The sequence below is a fragment of the Kitasatospora sp. NPDC022856 genome (genome assembly GCF_055561235.1).
This window is the reverse complement of the sequence record NZ_JBVHHE010000004.1, coordinates 279371-296255: the sequence shown is the minus strand read 5'-3', so window position 1 is coordinate 296255 and position 16885 is coordinate 279371. Positions and strand designations below refer to the sequence as shown.

Below are 16885 nucleotides of genomic sequence, written 5' to 3'. Positions count from 1 at the left end.
CTCAGGCGTCCTCCCAGCGGAAGAACCGCCAGGCGATCGCGGTGAGCACGGCGGCGAACGCCAGCAGCCCGCCCATGGTCGGCAGCGCGTCCATCACGCCGCCGCCCCGGGAGAGCACCGACTGCGCCGCGGTGACCAGGTGCTTGAGCGGCAGCGCCTCGGAGACGGCCTTCAGCCAGGTCGGCATGTCATCGGTCGGGAAGAACGAGCCGGACAGGAACGACATCGGCAGCACGATGATCTGCGAGATGCCGTTGGCGGCCTCCTCGGTCTTCGCCAGCGACCCGGCCAGCAGGCCGATCGACATGAAGGCGATCGTGGCGCAGACCACCAGCGGGATGATCAGCCACCAGTCGCCGGTGAGCTTCAGCCCGAAGAACGGCATGGTGGCGACGACGAGGAAGACGGCGGTCTGGACCAGGGCCGTCAGCACCGAGACGGCGATCCGGGAGGCCACGATCGACCCGGCGCTCACCGGGGCCAGCCGCAGCCGCCGCAGCACCTGCTTCTTCCGCCAGGACACCAGGGTCAGCGAGGCACCGAACACCGCGCCGGTGGCCACCGCCCAGCCGAGCAGGCCGGGGGTGAGGAACTGGATCGGCTTCAGCGAGTTGTCCTCGACCTGGCCGGCGTCCAGGACGAAGGCGGCGGGCTTGCCGCTGGCGGCCTGGTTGGCCTGCTGGACGACCGAGTTGACGATGCCCTGGACGGAGCCGGCGCGGACCTGGTCGGCGGCGCTGAAGCGCAGCACCACCTTGCCGTCCGGGCCCTCCTTGATCATCGCGTCCAGGTCGCCCTTGCGGACCTTCTCCAGCGCGGCGGCCTCGTCGTCGCCGCGGCTGATCGTGAGGACCTTCTCCAGCGCGGCCCGGCCGTCGCCCTGCACCGAGTCCAGCACCTGGACCGCGCCGACCTGCGCCACCTTGGCGTGCGGGCTGGTCGCGCCCTTGAGCAGGGTGCCGAACAGCAGCAGGAACATCAGGGGGAAGAGGATCACGAAGAAGACGGCGGTGCGGTCCCGGAGGAAGGCGACCACCATCACCCGCGAGAGGCTGGCGAACGCGCTCACCCGCTCGCGCTCCGGCTGCCCGGCGGGCGCGCCGGCGGGTTCGGGCGTGCGCTGGGCCGGAACGGCCGCGTCCCGCGTGCGTTCGGCGCTCATGCGCGGTACTCCCGTCCGGTGAGCTGGAGGAAGACGTCCTCCAGGGTGGCGCCGCGGACTTCGAGTCCGCGCAGCGCGTTCTGCTCGGCCAGCACGGCGAGCACCGGGGCCGGCAGGCGGGTCGAGACCGCGAGCGAGACGCCGTCGTCCTCGACCGAGGCGATCTCGGCGCCGGTCGCGTCGAGCAGGTCACGCACCCGCTCGACGGTCAGCAGCCCCGACTCCACGCTGATCCGCACCGTGTCGTCGATCTCGCGGACCAGCGCGGCCGGTGCGCCGGTGCGCAGGACCTTGCCGTGGTCCATCACCGAGACGCGGTCGCAGAGCACCTCGGCCTCGTCCAGGTAGTGGGTGGTCAGCACGACCGTGCGGCCCTCGGCGTTGATGTCCCGCAGGAGGTCCCAGAGATTGCGGCGGGCCTGCGGGTCGAGACCGGTGGTCGGCTCGTCCAGGAAGACCAGCTCCGGGTCGTGGGCCAGCGCGCAGGCGATCGAGAGGCGCTGGGCCTGACCGCCGGACATCTTGTCGGTCATCACCCCGGCCGACTCGGTGAGGCCCACCCGCTCCAGCATCGCGTCGGCCCGCTTGGGGCCGACGCCGTAGAAGGAGGCGAAGGTGCGGATCGTCTCCCGCGCCGTCAGTTTGTTGAAGAAGGACGAAGCCTGGAACTGCACGCCGATCCGCGGCAGCAGTTTCGCGTTGCGCGGCCAGGGCGCCATCCCCAGCAGTTCGATCCGGCCCTCGTCGGGCTTCCGGATTCCCTCCAGAATCTCCAGTGTGGTCGTTTTCCCGGCGCCGTTCGGGCCCAGGATCCCGTAGAACTCGCCGACCTCGACGGTGAGGGACACCCCGTCGACGGCCTGCACATCCCCGTACCGCTGACGGATTCCGTCGGCGGATATAGCTGCAGTCATGTGGCCTGAGCGTAGGGGTACACGGGGTGTGCTGGGGAGACCGGGCGGACGTGATTTGAAGATCATTTTGCCGGGCCGCCGGGCCGCCGACCAGGGGTCCGGACCGTGCGTGTACGGGGTGACGGGCCACTGCGCGCGGTGGCGGACGCCGAGGGGCCCGGGCGGGAGCAGACTCCCGCCCGGGCCCGGGCGTCAGGGGCCCGACCTCGGGGTCAGGCGCGGTGCAGGGTGATGGTGGTCCACGCCCCGATGTGGATCCGGTCGCCGTCGTTCAGCGGCACGGCGGTGTGCGGGGTGAGCGACTCGGCGCCGCCGTTCATCGTGGTGCCGTTGGTGGAGTCCTGGTCGACCAGCACCCAGCTGCCGTCCGACTGTTCGGCGAGCAGCGCGTGCTGGTGCGAGGCGCCCGGGTCCTCCGGCGGGACGGAGAGGTCGATCTCCGGCACGGTGCCGCGGTGCTGGCTGCGCCGGCCGATCCGCAGCTGGCCGCGGCCGGTCAGCGGGATGCGCCGCTCGGGGCAGTACGGGGGGAAGAAGAGACCCGCGGCCTCCGGACCGCTGCGGGCCATCATGTCGGTGAAGTAGTCGCGGTCGGCCGAGACCACGGCGATCCAGTTGGTCCGGACCGGCTCGGGCTGCGCGCCCTGGTACGGCGGCTGGTGCGCCTGCTGCTGGGCCTGCTCCGGCTGCGGGGCGGGCTGGGGCGGCTGCGGGACCTGCTGACCGTGCGGGTGCTGCTGCGGAGCCTGCGGCGGCTGCGGGGCCTGCGGCGGCTGCGGCAGGACCGGCGGGGCCAGGTTGAACGAGGTGCCGAACTCGGCGCCGCGCCCGTTCGGACCGGGCTGGGCGTAGACCGGACCGGAGTCCTCGCGCGGCCGCTCCTGGTAGGGCTGCTGCTCCTGGTAGCCGGACTCCTGGTACGGGGCCTCCTGGTAGGGGCGCTCCTGGTACGCGGCCTCCTGGTACGCGGCCTCTTGGTAGGGCTGCTCCTGGTGCCGTGCCTCCTGGTACGGCTCGCCGCCGAGCTGCGGGTAGCCGTAGGCGGGCCGCTGCTGCTGGGCGTGCGGCGGCTGCGGCTGCTGGGCCGGCGGCTGGGGGCCGCCGTACGCCGCCGGGATGTTCAGCGGGTCGGGTCCGGGCCCGCCCGCCGGTGCCCCGCCGGACGGCGGGGGCTGGCGCCGCGAGGGCGAGGAGAGGTCGTAGTCGTACCCGCACTCCTCGCAGAACCGGCCGGTCTGCGGGCTGCGGCAGATCGGGCAGACCACCAGGCCTTCGGTGAGGTCCGGGAAGCCCTGCGCGCCCGGCGGGACGGCGCCCGCGCCCGGCTGCTCGGGGCGCGGCTGCACCGGCCCGCCGAACGGCGCGCCGCCGTGGCCGGGGTGCCCCTGCCCGCCGTGCGCCCCGGGGCCGCCGAAACCGTCGTGCCCGCCGTGACCACCGTGCGCCGCCGGTGCCCCGGGCGCGCCCGGGTGGGTGCCGGGCGGCGGCGGGATCGGCGGTGGCGGTGTCATCGGAAAGCCGCAGAAGTCGCACCAGTCCTCGGCCTGCGACTCGTGCCCCCTCGGGCAGATCGGCATCAGGTCCCCCCTCGATTTCCAGCCAGCTGGGGCAGCGTCCGGCCGGGCCGCGGCCCCACCGGTACTTCAGCGGTCATTTCTTCACACGGACGGTTTTGGTCGACCGGGTCTCAAGGGTCATCGAGTCGGCCTCACTCACATTCTTACGGAACCGAACCGTACCCTCCTTCGGGTCGACCACGTCCACCACCTTCTGCAGCAGCTTGAAGGTGCCCTCGTTCCCGGTCGCGTGGGCGATCCGGACGGCGGCGCCGAGCTTGGCGGTGGCGCGGTCGACGTCCCCGGCGCGGTGCGCCTCCAGGCCCTCCTGGATCGAGGAGGCCAGCTCGGCCTGCCCGGTGTAGTGGGCGACCTGCGGGCTGATCCGGGTGGACGAGGCCAGGTCGTCCGTCCAGACCGCCTTGACCAGGCCCTGCGACAGCACCTCGGGGGTGCTCCCGGTCTGCGGCGGCAGGACGAGGCTGATCCGGGCGGCGAGCATCTCGTTGCCGACGGCGGCGGCCGGGACCTCCACGCAGACGTGGTAGTCGCGGCTCTCGTCCCCCCAGGAGCCGGTCGGGTAGTCGCCGGCCCGCGGCCCGGCCTCGGTGCGGCGGCCGGTGAGGTCCTCCACGGTGGGGGCGACCTGCTTGACGAAGGTCACCACGGCGTTGGCCGGCGTCCAGATCCGCAGCGCGACGTCGGCGACCTGCTTGCCCATGGCGCCTTCCATCATGGAGCGGAAGTCCTCGGCGAGGCCGGACGGTTCGGCGACGATGTCGACGGTGCCGAGCAGCGCGGAGGAGATCCGGCGCAGTTCGTCCACCCGCCAGTCGGTGCCGACGCCGCGGCAGTCGGCGGTGAAGTGGCCGGTGACGCGCTCGATCACGCGCTCCAGGTCGGCCGCGGACTCGTGCTCGTTCTTGCCGTCGGTGAGCAGGATGGCGTGCCGGATGGCGATGTCACGGCGGGTCAGGAAGAGCGCGTCGGCCTTGGCGAGCCAGGTGCTCATGGCGGTGCCGCCGGCCGCGCTGAGCCGGCGCAGCGCCTCCTTGGCCTGGGCCCGGGTGGCCGGCGAGGCGGTCGCGAGGCCGCCGTCGCCGGGGAAGATCTCCCGGGCCTCGTGGGTGCCGGCCACCACGGCGAAGGCGACGCCGTCGCGGACGGTGTCGATGGCGGCGGCGGTGGCCTCCCGGGCGCCGCGCATCTTGCTGGCCGGGTAGTCCATCGAGCCGGAGCAGTCCACCATGATCACCACGGCGGCGGAGTGCGCTCCCGCGTCCAGCGGCCCGCCGTCGGTCACCCCGAGCGGTCGGCCGCCGGAGGTGCCGCCGCCGGTCGCGGTGACGGTGACGATGGCGTTCACCTCGCGGGCGCCGTCGGCGAGGAACGCGTTCTGGAAGATCTCCACGTCGAACCTGGGCAGGTTCGGCTTAGCCAGTGTTGCCATGGGCCGGTGGCTCCCGTCGGGTGGTCGGATGGTGCGAACGGTCGGTGGAGTGGGCCGCGGCAGGGCGTCAGCCCAGCGGCGGCTGCGGCGGGCGCGGCGGGACGCCGGGCCGCGCGGGGGGAGCCGGCGGGGCCGGCGGCAGGGGCGCGGCGGGCGAGCCGATCACCGGCAGGTCCGGCAGCGTCGGGTCGTGGTCCTCCTCGTCGTCCGCCGGTCCGCCGGCGGGGGCGGCCGCCGGGCGGAGCACCGGCAGGTCCAGGGCGGTGGCGGTGCGCTCGTCCTCGGCGTCCGGCCACGCCGCACCGGCCAGACCGGTCGGCGGGTCGATCGGCAGCACGGCGACGGTGATGTTGTCGTGCCCGCCGGCCGCGACCGCGAACTTCACCAGCGTCCGGGCGGCGGCGAGCGGCTCGGTCCGGGCGTCCTGGCGCACGTAGAACGCGAGGTCGGTGGCGGCCTCGGCGTAGTTCCAGAGGCCGTCGGTGCAGATCAGCAGCACACCGGGGACGTGCGGGGTGAAGTCCAGGGTGTGCGGGACGACCTCCTCGGCGTCCGCGCCGAGCCAGCCGGTGATGGCGTGGGCGCGCGGGTCCGCGTAGGCCTCGGCCTCGCCCATCAGCCCGGCCTCGACCATCCGGGCGGCCCAGGAGTCGTCCTGGGTGAGCCGGAACGGCTCGGCGGCGACCCGGTCGTCCGGGATCCAGTACGCCCGGGTGTCGCCGACCCAGCCGATGGTGACCCGGCCGCCGGAGGCTATGGCGCTGACGTAGGTGCAGGCCGGTGCGTTGACGTCGGGCCGGGCGGGCGCGCCGCCGTCCTCGGCGAGCGCGGCGACGGCGGCGGCCGCGTCGGCGATCGCGTCGCGCATCGCGGCCTCGGGGTCGCGGCCGGCCTCCAGCGCGGTCAGCAGGGATTCCGACGCCGCGTCGACGGCGGTCTCGGAGGCCTGGTCGGGCCGGTCGGAGGAGGAGACCCCGTCGCAGACCACGGCCACCACGACCGGCTCGCCACCGGGCAGCGAGGTGGCGGCGACGGTGAAGGAGTCCTCGTTGCGGTGGTGGCGCAGACCGCGGTCGCTGACCCCGGCGACGCCCCCGAGGGCCTTCTCCATGTGGTCGCGCGGGCGCGGCTGGGCGCCCCCGCAGGCCTCGCAGTAGCCGTCGGAGGTGACCTGCGGCAGGCCGCAGTGCACGCAGCCGGGGCCGCCCTGGGCGGGCACCGCCGCTCCGGGCGCGGCGGCGGGCACCACCGGCACCGGCACGGTCGGCGCGTGGTCCGCCCCGCCGGCGCCCTGGGCGGCGGACCAGCTCGCGGGCATCGCGCCCGGAGCCGGACGGCCGTTCCGGCTCGCCCCGCAGGAGCCGCAGTACGCGTCCTCCTGGTCCAGCGGCTCGGAACAGCTCTGGCACACGGTCTGCTGCGGCATTGCTACACCCACGTTCTGGGGCGGGCGCGGTTGGCCCGCTCCACCATCTCGATCCTGATCTCGGCCCGGTCGGCCAACCGGGCGAGTACCCGGTAGGACTGCTCCAGTGCGAGCCGCAGTTCCCGGTCGGCGGCCGGCCGTCCGAGGACGGTGACCTCGCCGGTCGTCGCGGTCCCACCGGTCCCGTCCGCCCCGCTCGCGCCGGCCGTTCCGCCCGCCTGCCCGGCGCCGCCGGGCGAGCCGGCGGACACCCAGCCGAGCGCGCTGTCGAGCACCTCGACGGAGAGCTCCTCGCGGGTCCGGTCGTCCAGCCGCAGGGCGGTCAACTGCTCGGAGCAGGCGCCGAGGTCGGCGCCGAGCGGGTCGGTGGCGGGCCGTTCGCGCAGCCGGGCCCGGACGGCGGCGATCCGGGCGGCGGTGAACTGGCTGGAGGTGGCCGGTACCGACTCCAGCGCCCGGACGGCGCCGGGGCGGTCCCCGTCGGCGAGGCGGACCCGGGCCAGGCCGAAGGCGGCGCTGAGGTAGGCCTGGTCGGTCGTCCACACCAGGCGGTAGAACTCGGCCGCGTCGCCGCCGTCGCCGAGCAGTTCGGCGCAGATGGCGAGGGCGAGCTTCGGGGCGGATTCGCCGGGGAAGGCGTCGTAGACGGCGTCGAAGGCCTCGGCGGCGGCCCGCAGCCTCGCCTCGTCGGGTTCGCCGGGGGACCCGGGACCGGAGGAGCCGCTGACGGAGTCGACCAGGGCGACGAGGCCGCGGTACCAGACCACCCGCCAGTCGTCCGGGTGGTCCTTCTCCAGGGCGGCGAGCATCCGGTCGGCGTCGGCGCGGCTGCGCAGTTCCAGGTGGGCGCGCAGTTCGCGCAGCCGGCGCTCGGTGGAGACGGCGGGGGCGCCGGCCAGCGCGGCGAGTGCCTCCGCCGGGTCGGCGGCCAGCAGGGCGGCCAGGAAGCCCGCGTTCGGGTCGTTCGGGTCGACCCGGGGGACGGGCAGCGCCAGGGCGGCGGCGGCCGGGTCCAGCGCGGTCACCCGCAGCTCGCCGCGGCGCACCGCGGGGAGCACCAGCTCGGTGTCGACCACCCGCAGTTCCGGGCCGAAGAGGGTGGAGAGGGCGGGGCGGGGCCGCTGGTCCTGGAGCGCCAGCACCTCGCGGAGCACGCCGGTGAGCTGGTCGGCCATCTCCTCGGCGGAGCCGAAGCGGCGGGCCGGGTCCGGGTCGGTGGCGCGGACCAGGAAGCGGTAGTAGGACTCGTACTCGGCGAAGGCCGGCACCGACTCCGGCCCGGGCAGGCTCTCCCGGTAGGTGGTGCTGTAGCCCTGGAAGTCGAAGGTGAGCACGGCCAGCGTGCGGGCCACCGTGTAGAGGTCGGAGGCGGGGGAGGGGCCGTCGGTGGCGATCTCCGGGGCCTGGTAGCCGATGGTGCCGTAGATCGGGCCGTCGTCGTCGAGGCGGCGGACGGCGCCCATGTCGATGATCTTGAGCGCGTCGCCGCTCTGGATCACATTGTCGATCTTGAAGTCGCAGTAGACGAGGCCCCGGCTGTGCAGGTACCCGAGCGCCGGCAGCGCCTCCAGCGCGTACGCGATGCCCTGTTCCACCGGCAGCGGCAGCCGCCGGCCGTCCGGCGCCCGGCGCTCGTTGGCGATGTCCTTGAGCGACTTGCCGCCGACGTACTCCATCACGATGTAGCCGTCGGTGGAGCCGGTGCGCAGGTCCGGGTGCTCGGCGAAGTTGATGATGCGGACGATGTTGGGGTGGTCCACCTCGGCGAGGAAGCGCCGCTCGGCCACGGCCACCGCGAGCGCGTCCTCGTCCCCGGTGTCCAGCAGGCCCTTGAGGACCACCCACTTGTCGTTGACCCGCCGGTCGATGGCGAGGTAGATCCAGCCGAGCCCGCCGTGCGCCAGGCAGCCGACCACCTCGTACTGCCCGCCGACCAGGTCCCCCCGGCGGAGCTTGGGCGTGAACGAGTACGGCGTGCCGCACTTGGTGCAGAAGCCGTCGGGGCGCCCCGGCCGGCCGTTCTTCTCCCGGCCCACCGGGGTCTCGCACTTGGAGCAGAACCGCTTGCGCTCCGGCACCTCCGGGTCGGCCAGCACCGCCGCCGTCGGATCGGCCGCCGGCACGGTCGGCACCGTCACCAGGCCGGCGCCGAGCCGGTGGCGGGTGCCCGCGCTGACGCTGCCCCGGCTGCTGCGCACCGAGACCGAACGACCGCTGCCGGTCCGGGTGGAGCGGTGCGAGCGGGAGCGGCCGGACAGCGAGCGGGACGAGCCGGTCCGGGAGGAGCGCACCGAGTCGGGGTCGACCCGCGCGGACGGCACGTACGGCTGGGTCAGTCCGGTGTCACCGCCGGGGGCGGTCAGGCCGCACTCGTCGCAGTACCCGTCGTCGTCGATGGTTCCGGCGCACTCCCGGGGGCAGGGCGAGCCGGGGCCCGCCGCGGCCGTGCCCACCGGGGCGGCGGCGCCCGCCGGGGAGCCCGCGGCCGCAGGGGAGCCCGCGCCCGTCGGGGCGAGCCCGCACTCGTCGCAGTAGCCGTCCGCGTCGATCGTCCCGTCGCCGGTGCACTCCGGCCGTACGCACGCCTGCGCCATGAACCTCAGCCCCCCAGTCCGTGTTGCTGTGTCTGTCCGTCGACCGGCCCGGCGCCGGGCGGCTCGGCCTGCGCCGGCCGCAGCGACTGCTGGAAGCGGGCCACCGCGCCGGCCGCCGCCCGCAGGTCGCAGGGCGCGCTCCAGAGCAGCCAGCGGGCCTTCTCGTAGCGCTCGATCACGACCGGGTCCTCGGCCACCCGCAGCCGGGCCGCCATCGCCTTGTACGCGTCCAGGCGCCCCCGCAGCTCGGAGCGGACGGCCAGCGGCTGGGTCACCTCGGTCAGCGACTGCCGGGCCCGGCCCAGCTCCTTGGCGGCCGCGTCCTCCAGCGCGTCCAGCAGCGGCGCCAGCCGGTGCCACTGGCCGCTCTGGCGCAACTCCAGGGCCAGCACGATCTGTTCGCGCAGCGCCGAGGCCGGTCCCGGCACGGCCGGCACCTCGGTGGCGGCTATCTTCGCCAGCACCTCGCCGCGCGCCCGGCGGGCCTGCGCCAGCGTGGCGTCGGCTCGCTGCAGCAGGTCGCCGACGCCCTGCAGCCGTTCCTCCGCGTCGTCGCGCAGTCGCAGCAGGTCCTCCAGCTCGACCCGGACGCCGTCCAGCGCCCGGCCGGCCCGGTCGAAGCGCTCGGTGTCCACCACGCCGGACGGTGTGGCGAGCGCGGTGCCGTCCGGGCGGGTGCCGCGCTGGGCCGGTACCCGGGCCGGGCGCCAGAGCGCCAGCGGGTCGCCGCGCACCTCGGTCCGCAGCTCCGTCAGATCGGCTTCGAGCCCGGCCAGGTCGTCGCCGAGCGGGTGGTTGCCGGTGTGCACGCCGAGCGAGGCCGCCAGCGTCTGCACCCGGCGCAGTTCGGCCAGCAGCAGGTCGATCCGGGCGGGCAGCGCCGACCAGACGGCATCGGCGGCGCTCACCACCTCCAGCACGGTGGCGTACCAGGAGTTCATCCTGGTCATCAGGTCGTCCAGGCTGACCCGCTCGACCAGCTTGGCGGGTGCGCCGAGCAGCTGCGGGCCGTCCGGCACCGCGCCGCCGGGCACGGTGACCGCCTCGCCGGTGAGCAGTTCGCTCAGCTCGGCGAGTTCGGCCGCGCCCGGTCTCGACCGGCGGGCGCGCACCGCGCGGGCCGAGGCCAGGGCCTCCGAGTAGCGGTCGAACAGCGACCAGAGCAGCGGCAGGCCCTGCCCGGCGACGGACCAGCGCTCCTGCGTCCGCCCGGTCAGCGCGGCGCCGTCGAGCAGCCGCAGACCCGCGTGGTCCTGGAGCGAGAGCAGCGCCGACTCGACCGCGTCGCGGTCCGCGCCGAGGCGTGCCAGCGCACGGTCGACCTCCTCCCGGCTCAGTACCGGGCCAGCGGAAGCTGCCAACGCCCTCTCTCCTTCTCTGTCCTGGATCGTTCTCGCTGCCCCGGACCGATCCGCCCCGACCCTAGCCTGTGGCCGCGGGGGCGGACCGGGGCCGGGCGCCGACGGGCCGTCATCGGGCCGTCATCGGTTCCTCGGGGGGCGCCGGGGTCGCGCCGGGCCGGTCAACGCTGCGCCGGCCAGTAGTGCTCGGCGTCGTTCAGCATGTACGGCTTGAGCCAGCGGTCGTACGCCGCCCGCCACGCGCCGCTCGCGTGGTAGTCGGCGAGCACCTGGTTCACCCGCGCGGTCAGGTCGGTGCTGTTCTTGAGCATCGCGACGCCCATCACGGCCGGCCGGACCTCGCCGTCGACCAGCCGGACGGTCTGGTCCTGGGCGGCCTGGCTGGCCGCGAGGCCGTCGTCGGTCATGGTCGCGTCGACCTTGCCGAGCTGCATCAGCACCAGGCAGTCCAGGTGGTTCTCCACCGAGACGATCTTCGCGACCTTCGGACGGGACTTCAGCTCGTCCTCGGCGGAGGAACTGGTCGCCGCGCAGACGGTCTTGCCGTCCACCGCCTCGTCGATCGTCCTCGCCGCAGACGCCTTGGGGACCACCACGCGCTGGCTGGTGTTGAAGTACGGCTTGGAGAAGGCGATCTGCTGGAGCCGGTCGCAGGTGATGGTCATGGTCCGGACGATCAGGTCGACCCGGCCCTCCTGGACGAACTTGACCCGCTCGGCGGTCGGGACGGCCTTGAGGGTCACCTTGTCCGGATCGCCCATGATCGCGGCGCCGATCGCCCGGGCGAGGTCGATGTCGAAGCCCTCGATCTGGCCCGTGTTGGGGTTGCGGGAGCCCCAGCGGAAGCTGTTCTGGTCGACGCCGATCACCAGGCTGCGCTTGGCCTTGACGGCCTTCACCGCCGGGCCGTCCTCGCTGCTCGGCGGCACGCTCTGGTAGACGTCGCAGTCGTTGCCGGCCTGCTCCTGCCGGGGCGCCGTGGCCGGCGCGGCGGCGCCCGCCGACAGCACCGCGCCCTGCGGGCCGCCCGCGCCGAGCACCGCCGCGCAGCAGGCGAGCAGCGCCACCGCGGTGGCCGATCCGGCCCGTACCGTTGTCCTGCCCATCGTGTCCGTCCCCCTTCTACCGGTACTCGGCCAGTCGCCGGCCGAGGCCGCGCAGGGCCGCGGCGGCGGCCACCAGGGCCAGCACCGCGACCGCCGCGGCGGCGGTGCGCAAGTCCCCGTCGGTGCCCTCGGCGGCCCGTTTGAACTCCTGGAGCTCGGTCGCGGCGGCCTGCGCCAGCCGCTGGTCGGTGGCGTTGAACGCGGCGTCGGAGGTCTTCGGCACGTCCGCCTCCTTGACGGTCACCGTGGCGTCCAGCGCGCCCTGGTAGTCCGCCTCGACGTTCTCCAGGTTGCTCGCCGCCTGGTGCCGCTCGCGCCACTGGTCGTACTGCCGCACGGCGTCGAGGATGGCCGCGCCGGCGTCCTCGGGCGCCAGCCGCCGGGCCTCGGCCAAGGTCCCGGCCGTCCCGGGGCGACCGGTGTCGGAGCTGAAGAGGTGCTCGGTGGTCTTCGACCAGAGGTCCGCGTACTGGGTGCTGGAGCCGCGGGCCACCAGGTGGAGGTTCTCCGCCAGCCGGGCGGTCAGCACGTCGACCCGGGCGGCGTTGAGGGCCTTCAGCGGGTTGGCGCCGTCGATCTGGCTCTTGCGCAGCGTGGAGTTGGCGCCCGTCCCGGCCACCGTCAGCCAGAGCACCGCGGCCAGTACGGCGGCGGTCGAGCCGAGCAGCCCGATGTTGAACACCCGGTTGGTCCGCCGGTAGAGCGTCGTCTGCACCCAGACCAGCGCGGTGAGCGTCACCACGCCCAGCCCGTACGCGGCCCAGGGGATGGACTGCGCCTCGGCGTAGTCGTCCGCCAGCGCCTGGTTCTCGGCGGCGCTGAGCTGGGCCGCGGCGGGCAGCAGCACGGTGCGCATGTGGTCCGAGGCGTGGCGCAGGTAGGCGCCGCCGAGCGGGAAGCCCTGGCGGTTGTCGGCCCGCGCCGTCTCCACCAGGCCGGCGTACACCGGGACCTGCTGGTTGAGCGTGGCGAGCCAGCCCTGGGCGGGGGAGGAGGTGGTGGTGCGCGCCGCCGCCTCGGCGATCAGCCGGGACGCCGTCGCGAGGTCCTGTTCGTAGCGGTCCCGGACGGCCTTCGGCTCGGCGCCCGCCAGCAGGAAGCCGGTGGCCGCCGTGGTGTCCGCGTCGGCCAGCGAGCGGTGGATGTCGGCGGCCGCCTGGCTCAGCGGCTGGCTGTACGAGACCACCCGTTCCGCCGCCTGTGCGCGGGAGTTGACCTGCCAGGCGGTGAGCGCGCCGAAGGCCACGGTGAGCACCGCCAGCAGCGCACCGGCCAGCCGCAGCCGGCCCGGTGCCGTCCGGGTGGCGCGGCGCAGCCGGCCGAGCGGGCCGGTCTCCCGGGCCGCGGCCGTGCCGCCGGGCCGCGCCGGCGCCACCGTGCGGGGCCGCTCCGTACGTACTGGTGTCGCCACCGGCCTCACCCTCCCCTGTGGCCGGCTCCGTCATCCGGGGCCCGGCCGTTGCCAGCAGTATGGCCGTCACTCCCCGCGGCCACACCCGACTTGCGCCGATCTTGAGCATCGCGGGGGCCCGGTCCAGGGCCCCGCTCCGCGGGCACTGCTGCGATCACTGGTACGAGTGCGGCCGACCACGGGATCGAGCCCTGCCGGCGGCCGCCAGGGCTCGCCGGGGTCCGTCGCCCCGGTGCGCGGGGCGGGTCGGTGATCGGGTCGACGCGGGATGCACCCTATGCGGTTCCCCGGACAGTCGGAGGGGAGGGGTCCGGTTGTGCCGCCCCGGTCTCCGGAAGGGCCGTCCGTACCATGGCGGCATGCGACTTCTGGGAACGATCTCCGCCGACCGTCCGCTGCTCGTCGTCGCCGTCCGGGAGGAGGCCGCGTACCTGGGTGACCGGCTCCCGGTCCTGCTGACGGGCATCGGCAAGGTCAACGCGACCGCCGCGCTGGCGACCGTCCTCGCCCGTGGCGAGCACCCCTCCGAGGTGGTCAACCTCGGCACCGCGGGCGCGTTGCGCTCCGGCTGGGCGGGCACCCACACGGTCGTCCAGGTGATCCAGCACGACCTCGACAGCCCCGCGCTGCTGGAGCTGACCGGCCGTACCTACGGCGCTCCGCTGATGGTCGGCAAGGGGGACGGCCCGGTGCTGGCCACCGGCGACCAGTTCGTCTCCGGCGCGGCCGCCCGTGACCGGCTCGCCGAGCACGCGGACCTCGTCGACATGGAGGGCTACGCCGTCGCCACCGTCGCCCACCGGGCCGGACTCTCCGTGCGGCTGGTGAAGCACGTCAGCGACGAGGCCGGCGAGGGCGCCGTGCACTCCTGGCGGGAGTCCGTCGACGACTGCGCCCGCCACCTCGGGGACTGGGTCCACCACCAGGGCTGGTGACGGGAGGGCTCGTTAGCCTGGCGGGCGTGACCGACAACACCGCCGCGAACGAGCACCGTGACGTCCGCCCGCCGGGCCTCGACGCCGACGAACCGACCACCCTGCTGACCTTCCTGGACTACCTGCGCGAGGCCGTCATCGGCAAGACCGACGGCCTCACCGACGAGGACGCCCGGCGCCCCGGCGTCGCCTCCGGCACCAGCCTGCTCTGGCTGGTCCGGCACCTCACCGCCGTCGAGCTCAACTGGTTCCTCTGGGCCTACCGGGGCGAGGGCGACGAACCGTGGGACGACGAGGCCGCCTCGCCCGGCGACGAGACGGTGGCCGGGTCGGTCGCCGCCTACCGGGCCGCGATCGCCCGCGCCAACGAGGTGATCGCCGCCGCCTCCGACCGGCTCGACCGCCCCGGGGTCCGGTCGCTGCGGCCCGGCGCCGAAGCGCCGTCGATGCGCTGGCTGCTGGTCCACATGATCGAGGAGACCGGTCGGCACGCCGGCCACGCCGACATCATCCGCGAGCAACTGGACGGCTCGGTCGGCCGGTAGGGCCCTGCCCGGACCCCGCTCCGCCCCCGGACCCCGTTGCCGGGCACCCGCCCGCGGCGCGACACCGGGGGCGGGTGCGCCCGCACCTGACGGACAGTGGAATACTCCCCCGCGCACCGCGGCGCCGTCTCGACGGCGCCGCGCGCTTTCACACATGGGGGATTCGGAAGTTCATGTCATCGTCAGCCAGATCCACGCGTTCCGCCCGGGCCGTCCTCGGGGCGTCGGTCCTCGCACTCACCCTGCTCGGCACCTCGGCGTGCGGGCCGGACAACAGCTCGGCGGACACCGCCGCCGCGGCGGGCGCGCCGGCCCTCGGCCTCCCCGCCAACCTCGACGACCTGAAGAAGTGGAAGTTCGAGGACTGGGAGAAGTGGGCGAAGGACTACGCCCTCCCGGCCGCCACCAAGGGGTTCTGGACCCTGGAGAAGCTGCTCCAGGCCAAGCCGAACGAGCCGATCGAGCCGCCGGCGCCGCAGCCCGCGGGCACCCAGGCGCCCGCCCAGCCGTCGGCCCCGGGACCGAGCACCCCGGCGGCGGGCAGCAAGCCGCCGGCCGGCCAGCCCACCCAGCCGGGGCACCCGACCACGCCGGCCGCCGCGACCACCCCGGCGGCGCCGAAGCCGTCCAACACCCAGCAGCCGGCCTCGCAGGCCCCGGCGCCGCCCAAGCAGCCCGCGCAGCAGCCCTCCCAGGCCCCGGCCCAGCCTTCCCAGCCCGCGCAGCCGCCTTCCCAGCCCGGGCAGCCGTCGGCCCAGCCCGGGCAGCCGCCCGCGCAGCCCGCCGACAACGGCAACGACCCGCTGCCGAAGACCGTCAACGCCCAGCCCCTGCAGCACCCGTACACCAAGCTCGCCGTGCACGGGAAGCTGTTCGCGGACGAGCCGGGCGCCGGCGCGGCCGGCGGCGGTCTGGGCCGCTCGCAGTGCTCGGCGACCGTGGTGGCCGACCCGGCCCACCCCGGCAAGAGCAACCTGGTCTGGACGGCGGGCCACTGCGTCCACCAGGGCAAGGGCGGTTCGTTCTACGGCAACATCTCCTTCATCCCGGCCTTCAACAGCAATGCCGCGATGAGCGGTGGCAAGCAGGCGGACGAGTCCCAGTACGCGCCGTTCGGCATCTGGGGCGCGACCCAGGCGGTGACGTCCCCGCAGTGGAAGGCCGAGGGCGGCAAGACCGGTGACGCGGCCACCCACTACGACTTCGCGGTCATCCGGGTGAAGCCCGCGGACGGCGCGAAGTCGCTGGAGGAGACGGTCGGCGGTGCGGTGCCGGTCTGGTTCAACGCGCCGCGCGACCAGCTGAGCGTCACCGAGTACGGCTACCCGGCCGCCCCGCCGTTCGACGGCATGGAGCTGAACCGCTGCGAGAGCGGCAAGCCGGGCCGGCTGTCCTACGAGCCGACCCGCCCGCCGATGCTGGTCATCGGCTGCACCATGACCGGCGGCTCCAGCGGGGGCGGCTGGCTGGCGGTCAAGGACGGCAAGCCGGCGCTGGTCAGCAACGTCTCGGTCGGGAAGCACACCGGCGACCCGATGTACCAGGCCGGCCCGTACCTGGACGACGTCGCCGCGGGGGCGTACGACTTCCTCTCCAAGAAGGGCTGATCCCCCGGCAGCCGCCCCCGCACCCCGGTGTGCGGGGGCGGCCGCCGCCGGGTCCTGTCGGTGCCTGGAGGGACTGCCGGGGCGGGGTTTCGTCCTGCTCGACGCGGTGGAGGGCACGGCCCATGAGGCGCTGATCAGCTGACCGCCGCCGCCAGGACTGCGCCGGTGGTGACCACCTTGGCGAAGCGCATCGCGTGCAGCACCGTCGCGGTGGCCCGGGCGAGTTCGGCGGCCGGCACGGTCACGCCGTCCGGCCCGGCCATGTCGAAGGTGTGCATGGCATCGGTCGGGAAGATCGTGTCGTACCCGAGGTTGCCCGCCATCCGCGCGGTGGTCTCGTTGCACACGTTCGTCATGATCCCGACGATGACGACCTGGCGGGCGCCCCGCTGCCGGAGCCAGGCGTGCAGGTCCGGGGTGCCGTAGAAGGCGCTGTTCACCGGCTTGGTGATGTGCAGGTCCGCCTTGACGTCCGCCACCACGTCCTTCAGCTCGTACCCCGGGGTGCCCGGCGCCAGCGGCCCGGTCTGCGAGGCGTGCTGCACCACCACGACCGGGCGCCCGGTCTCCTGCCAGGTGCCGATCAGCTCGCCGATCCTCCGCTCGGCCTCCGGGTTGTCCCGCTCGCCCCAGAACGCGTGGTCGTCGAAGCCCTTCTGGACGTCGATGACGACGAGTACGGCGTCGGAGTCGATGGTGAGCGGGGCGTCGAATGCGTCGGTGTTCGTCATGCGTCCATCGTGTCGGCGCCCGGGCAGCCCGGGTGAGGGGCGCCGGCGCCACCCGTCGATCGATTCCTGCCACCGCGCCCGGGGCGC

13 protein-coding genes are annotated in these 16885 nt (G+C 74.7%); 3 read left to right on the top strand and 10 right to left on the bottom strand.

The window, feature by feature from the left end; genetic code table 11:
* Window position 1 precedes the first annotated feature (1 nt).
* The 9 genes from ACZ34W_RS07710 to ACZ34W_RS07670 all read right to left on the bottom strand — a co-directional run bounded on the left by ACZ34W_RS07710 (window position 2) and on the right by ACZ34W_RS07670 (window position 12980).
* Complete coding sequence (locus tag ACZ34W_RS07710) at window positions 2–1162, bottom strand: ABC transporter permease (protein WP_465602454.1); 1161 nt, start codon at window positions 1160–1162, stop codon at window positions 2–4.
* Window positions 1159–2076 (bottom strand): ABC transporter ATP-binding protein, encoded by a 918-nt coding sequence (locus tag ACZ34W_RS07705; RefSeq protein ID WP_465602452.1) that lies wholly within the window; start codon window positions 2074–2076, stop codon window positions 1159–1161. Before ACZ34W_RS07705 ends, ACZ34W_RS07710 begins: the two co-directional genes overlap by 4 nt.
* Before the next feature lie 212 nt (window positions 2077–2288).
* Complete coding sequence (locus tag ACZ34W_RS07700; RefSeq protein ID WP_465602450.1) at window positions 2289–3653, bottom strand: FHA domain-containing protein; 1365 nt, start codon at window positions 3651–3653, stop codon at window positions 2289–2291.
* Between the two features lie 73 nt (window positions 3654–3726).
* A complete protein-coding gene (locus ACZ34W_RS07695; protein WP_465602448.1) occupies window positions 3727–5082 on the bottom strand; it encodes a vWA domain-containing protein in 1356 nt (451 codons plus the stop codon).
* Between the two features lie 67 nt (window positions 5083–5149).
* The gene (locus tag ACZ34W_RS07690; RefSeq protein WP_396489870.1) at window positions 5150–6508 is read right to left on the bottom strand and encodes a PP2C family protein-serine/threonine phosphatase; all 1359 of its coding nucleotides are present in this window, start codon (window positions 6506–6508) and stop codon (window positions 5150–5152) included.
* Window positions 6509–6510: 2 nt separating this feature from the next.
* A complete protein-coding gene (locus ACZ34W_RS07685; RefSeq protein ID WP_465602446.1) occupies window positions 6511–9102 on the bottom strand; it encodes a serine/threonine-protein kinase in 2592 nt (863 codons plus the stop codon).
* A 5-nt stretch (window positions 9103–9107) separates the two neighbouring features.
* On the bottom strand, window positions 9108–10463 hold the full coding sequence (locus tag ACZ34W_RS07680; protein WP_329489935.1) for a hypothetical protein: 1356 nt from the start codon (window positions 10461–10463) through the stop codon (window positions 9108–9110).
* 161 nt (window positions 10464–10624) lie between these two features.
* Window positions 10625–11569: a glutamate ABC transporter substrate-binding protein gene (locus ACZ34W_RS07675; RefSeq protein ID WP_465602443.1), complete on the bottom strand. Its 945-nt coding sequence runs from the start codon at window positions 11567–11569 to the stop codon at window positions 10625–10627.
* A gap of 16 nt (window positions 11570–11585) precedes the next feature.
* Entirely contained in the window at window positions 11586–12980 is a 1395-nt protein-coding gene (locus tag ACZ34W_RS07670; protein ID WP_465602441.1) for a hypothetical protein, read from the bottom strand.
* A 359-nt stretch (window positions 12981–13339) separates the two neighbouring features.
* Here ACZ34W_RS07670 and ACZ34W_RS07665 point away from each other — a divergent pair, with 359 nt between their 5' ends.
* The 3 genes from ACZ34W_RS07665 to ACZ34W_RS07655 all read left to right on the top strand — a co-directional run bounded on the left by ACZ34W_RS07665 (window position 13340) and on the right by ACZ34W_RS07655 (window position 16067).
* On the top strand, window positions 13340–13915 hold the full coding sequence (locus ACZ34W_RS07665; protein ID WP_329489938.1) for a nucleosidase: 576 nt from the start codon (window positions 13340–13342) through the stop codon (window positions 13913–13915).
* A gap of 26 nt (window positions 13916–13941) precedes the next feature.
* Window positions 13942–14460, top strand: a complete 519-nt coding sequence (locus tag ACZ34W_RS07660) for a DinB family protein (RefSeq protein ID WP_465602439.1) — start codon at window positions 13942–13944, stop codon at window positions 14458–14460.
* A gap of 173 nt (window positions 14461–14633) precedes the next feature.
* Window positions 14634–16067 carry a trypsin-like serine peptidase gene (locus ACZ34W_RS07655; protein ID WP_465602437.1) on the top strand — a complete coding sequence of 478 codons (1434 nt, stop codon included), beginning with the start codon at window positions 14634–14636 and terminating at the stop codon, window positions 16065–16067.
* A 134-nt stretch (window positions 16068–16201) separates the two neighbouring features.
* Here ACZ34W_RS07655 and ACZ34W_RS07650 read toward each other — a convergent pair whose 3' ends face one another.
* Window positions 16202–16798 (bottom strand): cysteine hydrolase family protein, encoded by a 597-nt coding sequence (locus tag ACZ34W_RS07650; RefSeq protein ID WP_329489941.1) that lies wholly within the window; start codon window positions 16796–16798, stop codon window positions 16202–16204.
* Between the last annotated feature and the right edge of the window lie 87 nt (window positions 16799–16885).

What these genes read in the sequence shown, in the direction of transcription:
- ACZ34W_RS07710 (WP_465602454.1), bottom strand. Translation starts at nt 1,162, where the DNA reads ATGAGCGCCGAACGCACGCGGGACGCGGCCGTTCCGGCCCAGCGCACG.
- ACZ34W_RS07705 (WP_465602452.1), bottom strand. Translation starts at nt 2,076, where the DNA reads ATGACTGCAGCTATATCCGCCGACGGAATCCGTCAGCGGTACGGGGAT.
- ACZ34W_RS07700 (WP_465602450.1), bottom strand. Translation starts at nt 3,653, where the DNA reads ATGCCGATCTGCCCGAGGGGGCACGAGTCGCAGGCCGAGGACTGGTGC.
- ACZ34W_RS07695 (WP_465602448.1), bottom strand. Translation starts at nt 5,082, where the DNA reads ATGGCAACACTGGCTAAGCCGAACCTGCCCAGGTTCGACGTGGAGATC.
- ACZ34W_RS07690 (WP_396489870.1), bottom strand. Translation starts at nt 6,508, where the DNA reads ATGCCGCAGCAGACCGTGTGCCAGAGCTGTTCCGAGCCGCTGGACCAG.
- ACZ34W_RS07685 (WP_465602446.1), bottom strand. Translation starts at nt 9,102, where the DNA reads ATGGCGCAGGCGTGCGTACGGCCGGAGTGCACCGGCGACGGGACGATC.
- ACZ34W_RS07675 (WP_465602443.1), bottom strand. Translation starts at nt 11,569, where the DNA reads ATGGGCAGGACAACGGTACGGGCCGGATCGGCCACCGCGGTGGCGCTG.
- ACZ34W_RS07665 (WP_329489938.1), top strand. Translation starts at nt 13,340, where the DNA reads ATGCGACTTCTGGGAACGATCTCCGCCGACCGTCCGCTGCTCGTCGTC.
- ACZ34W_RS07655 (WP_465602437.1), top strand. Translation starts at nt 14,634, where the DNA reads ATGTCATCGTCAGCCAGATCCACGCGTTCCGCCCGGGCCGTCCTCGGG.
- ACZ34W_RS07650 (WP_329489941.1), bottom strand. Translation starts at nt 16,798, where the DNA reads ATGACGAACACCGACGCATTCGACGCCCCGCTCACCATCGACTCCGAC.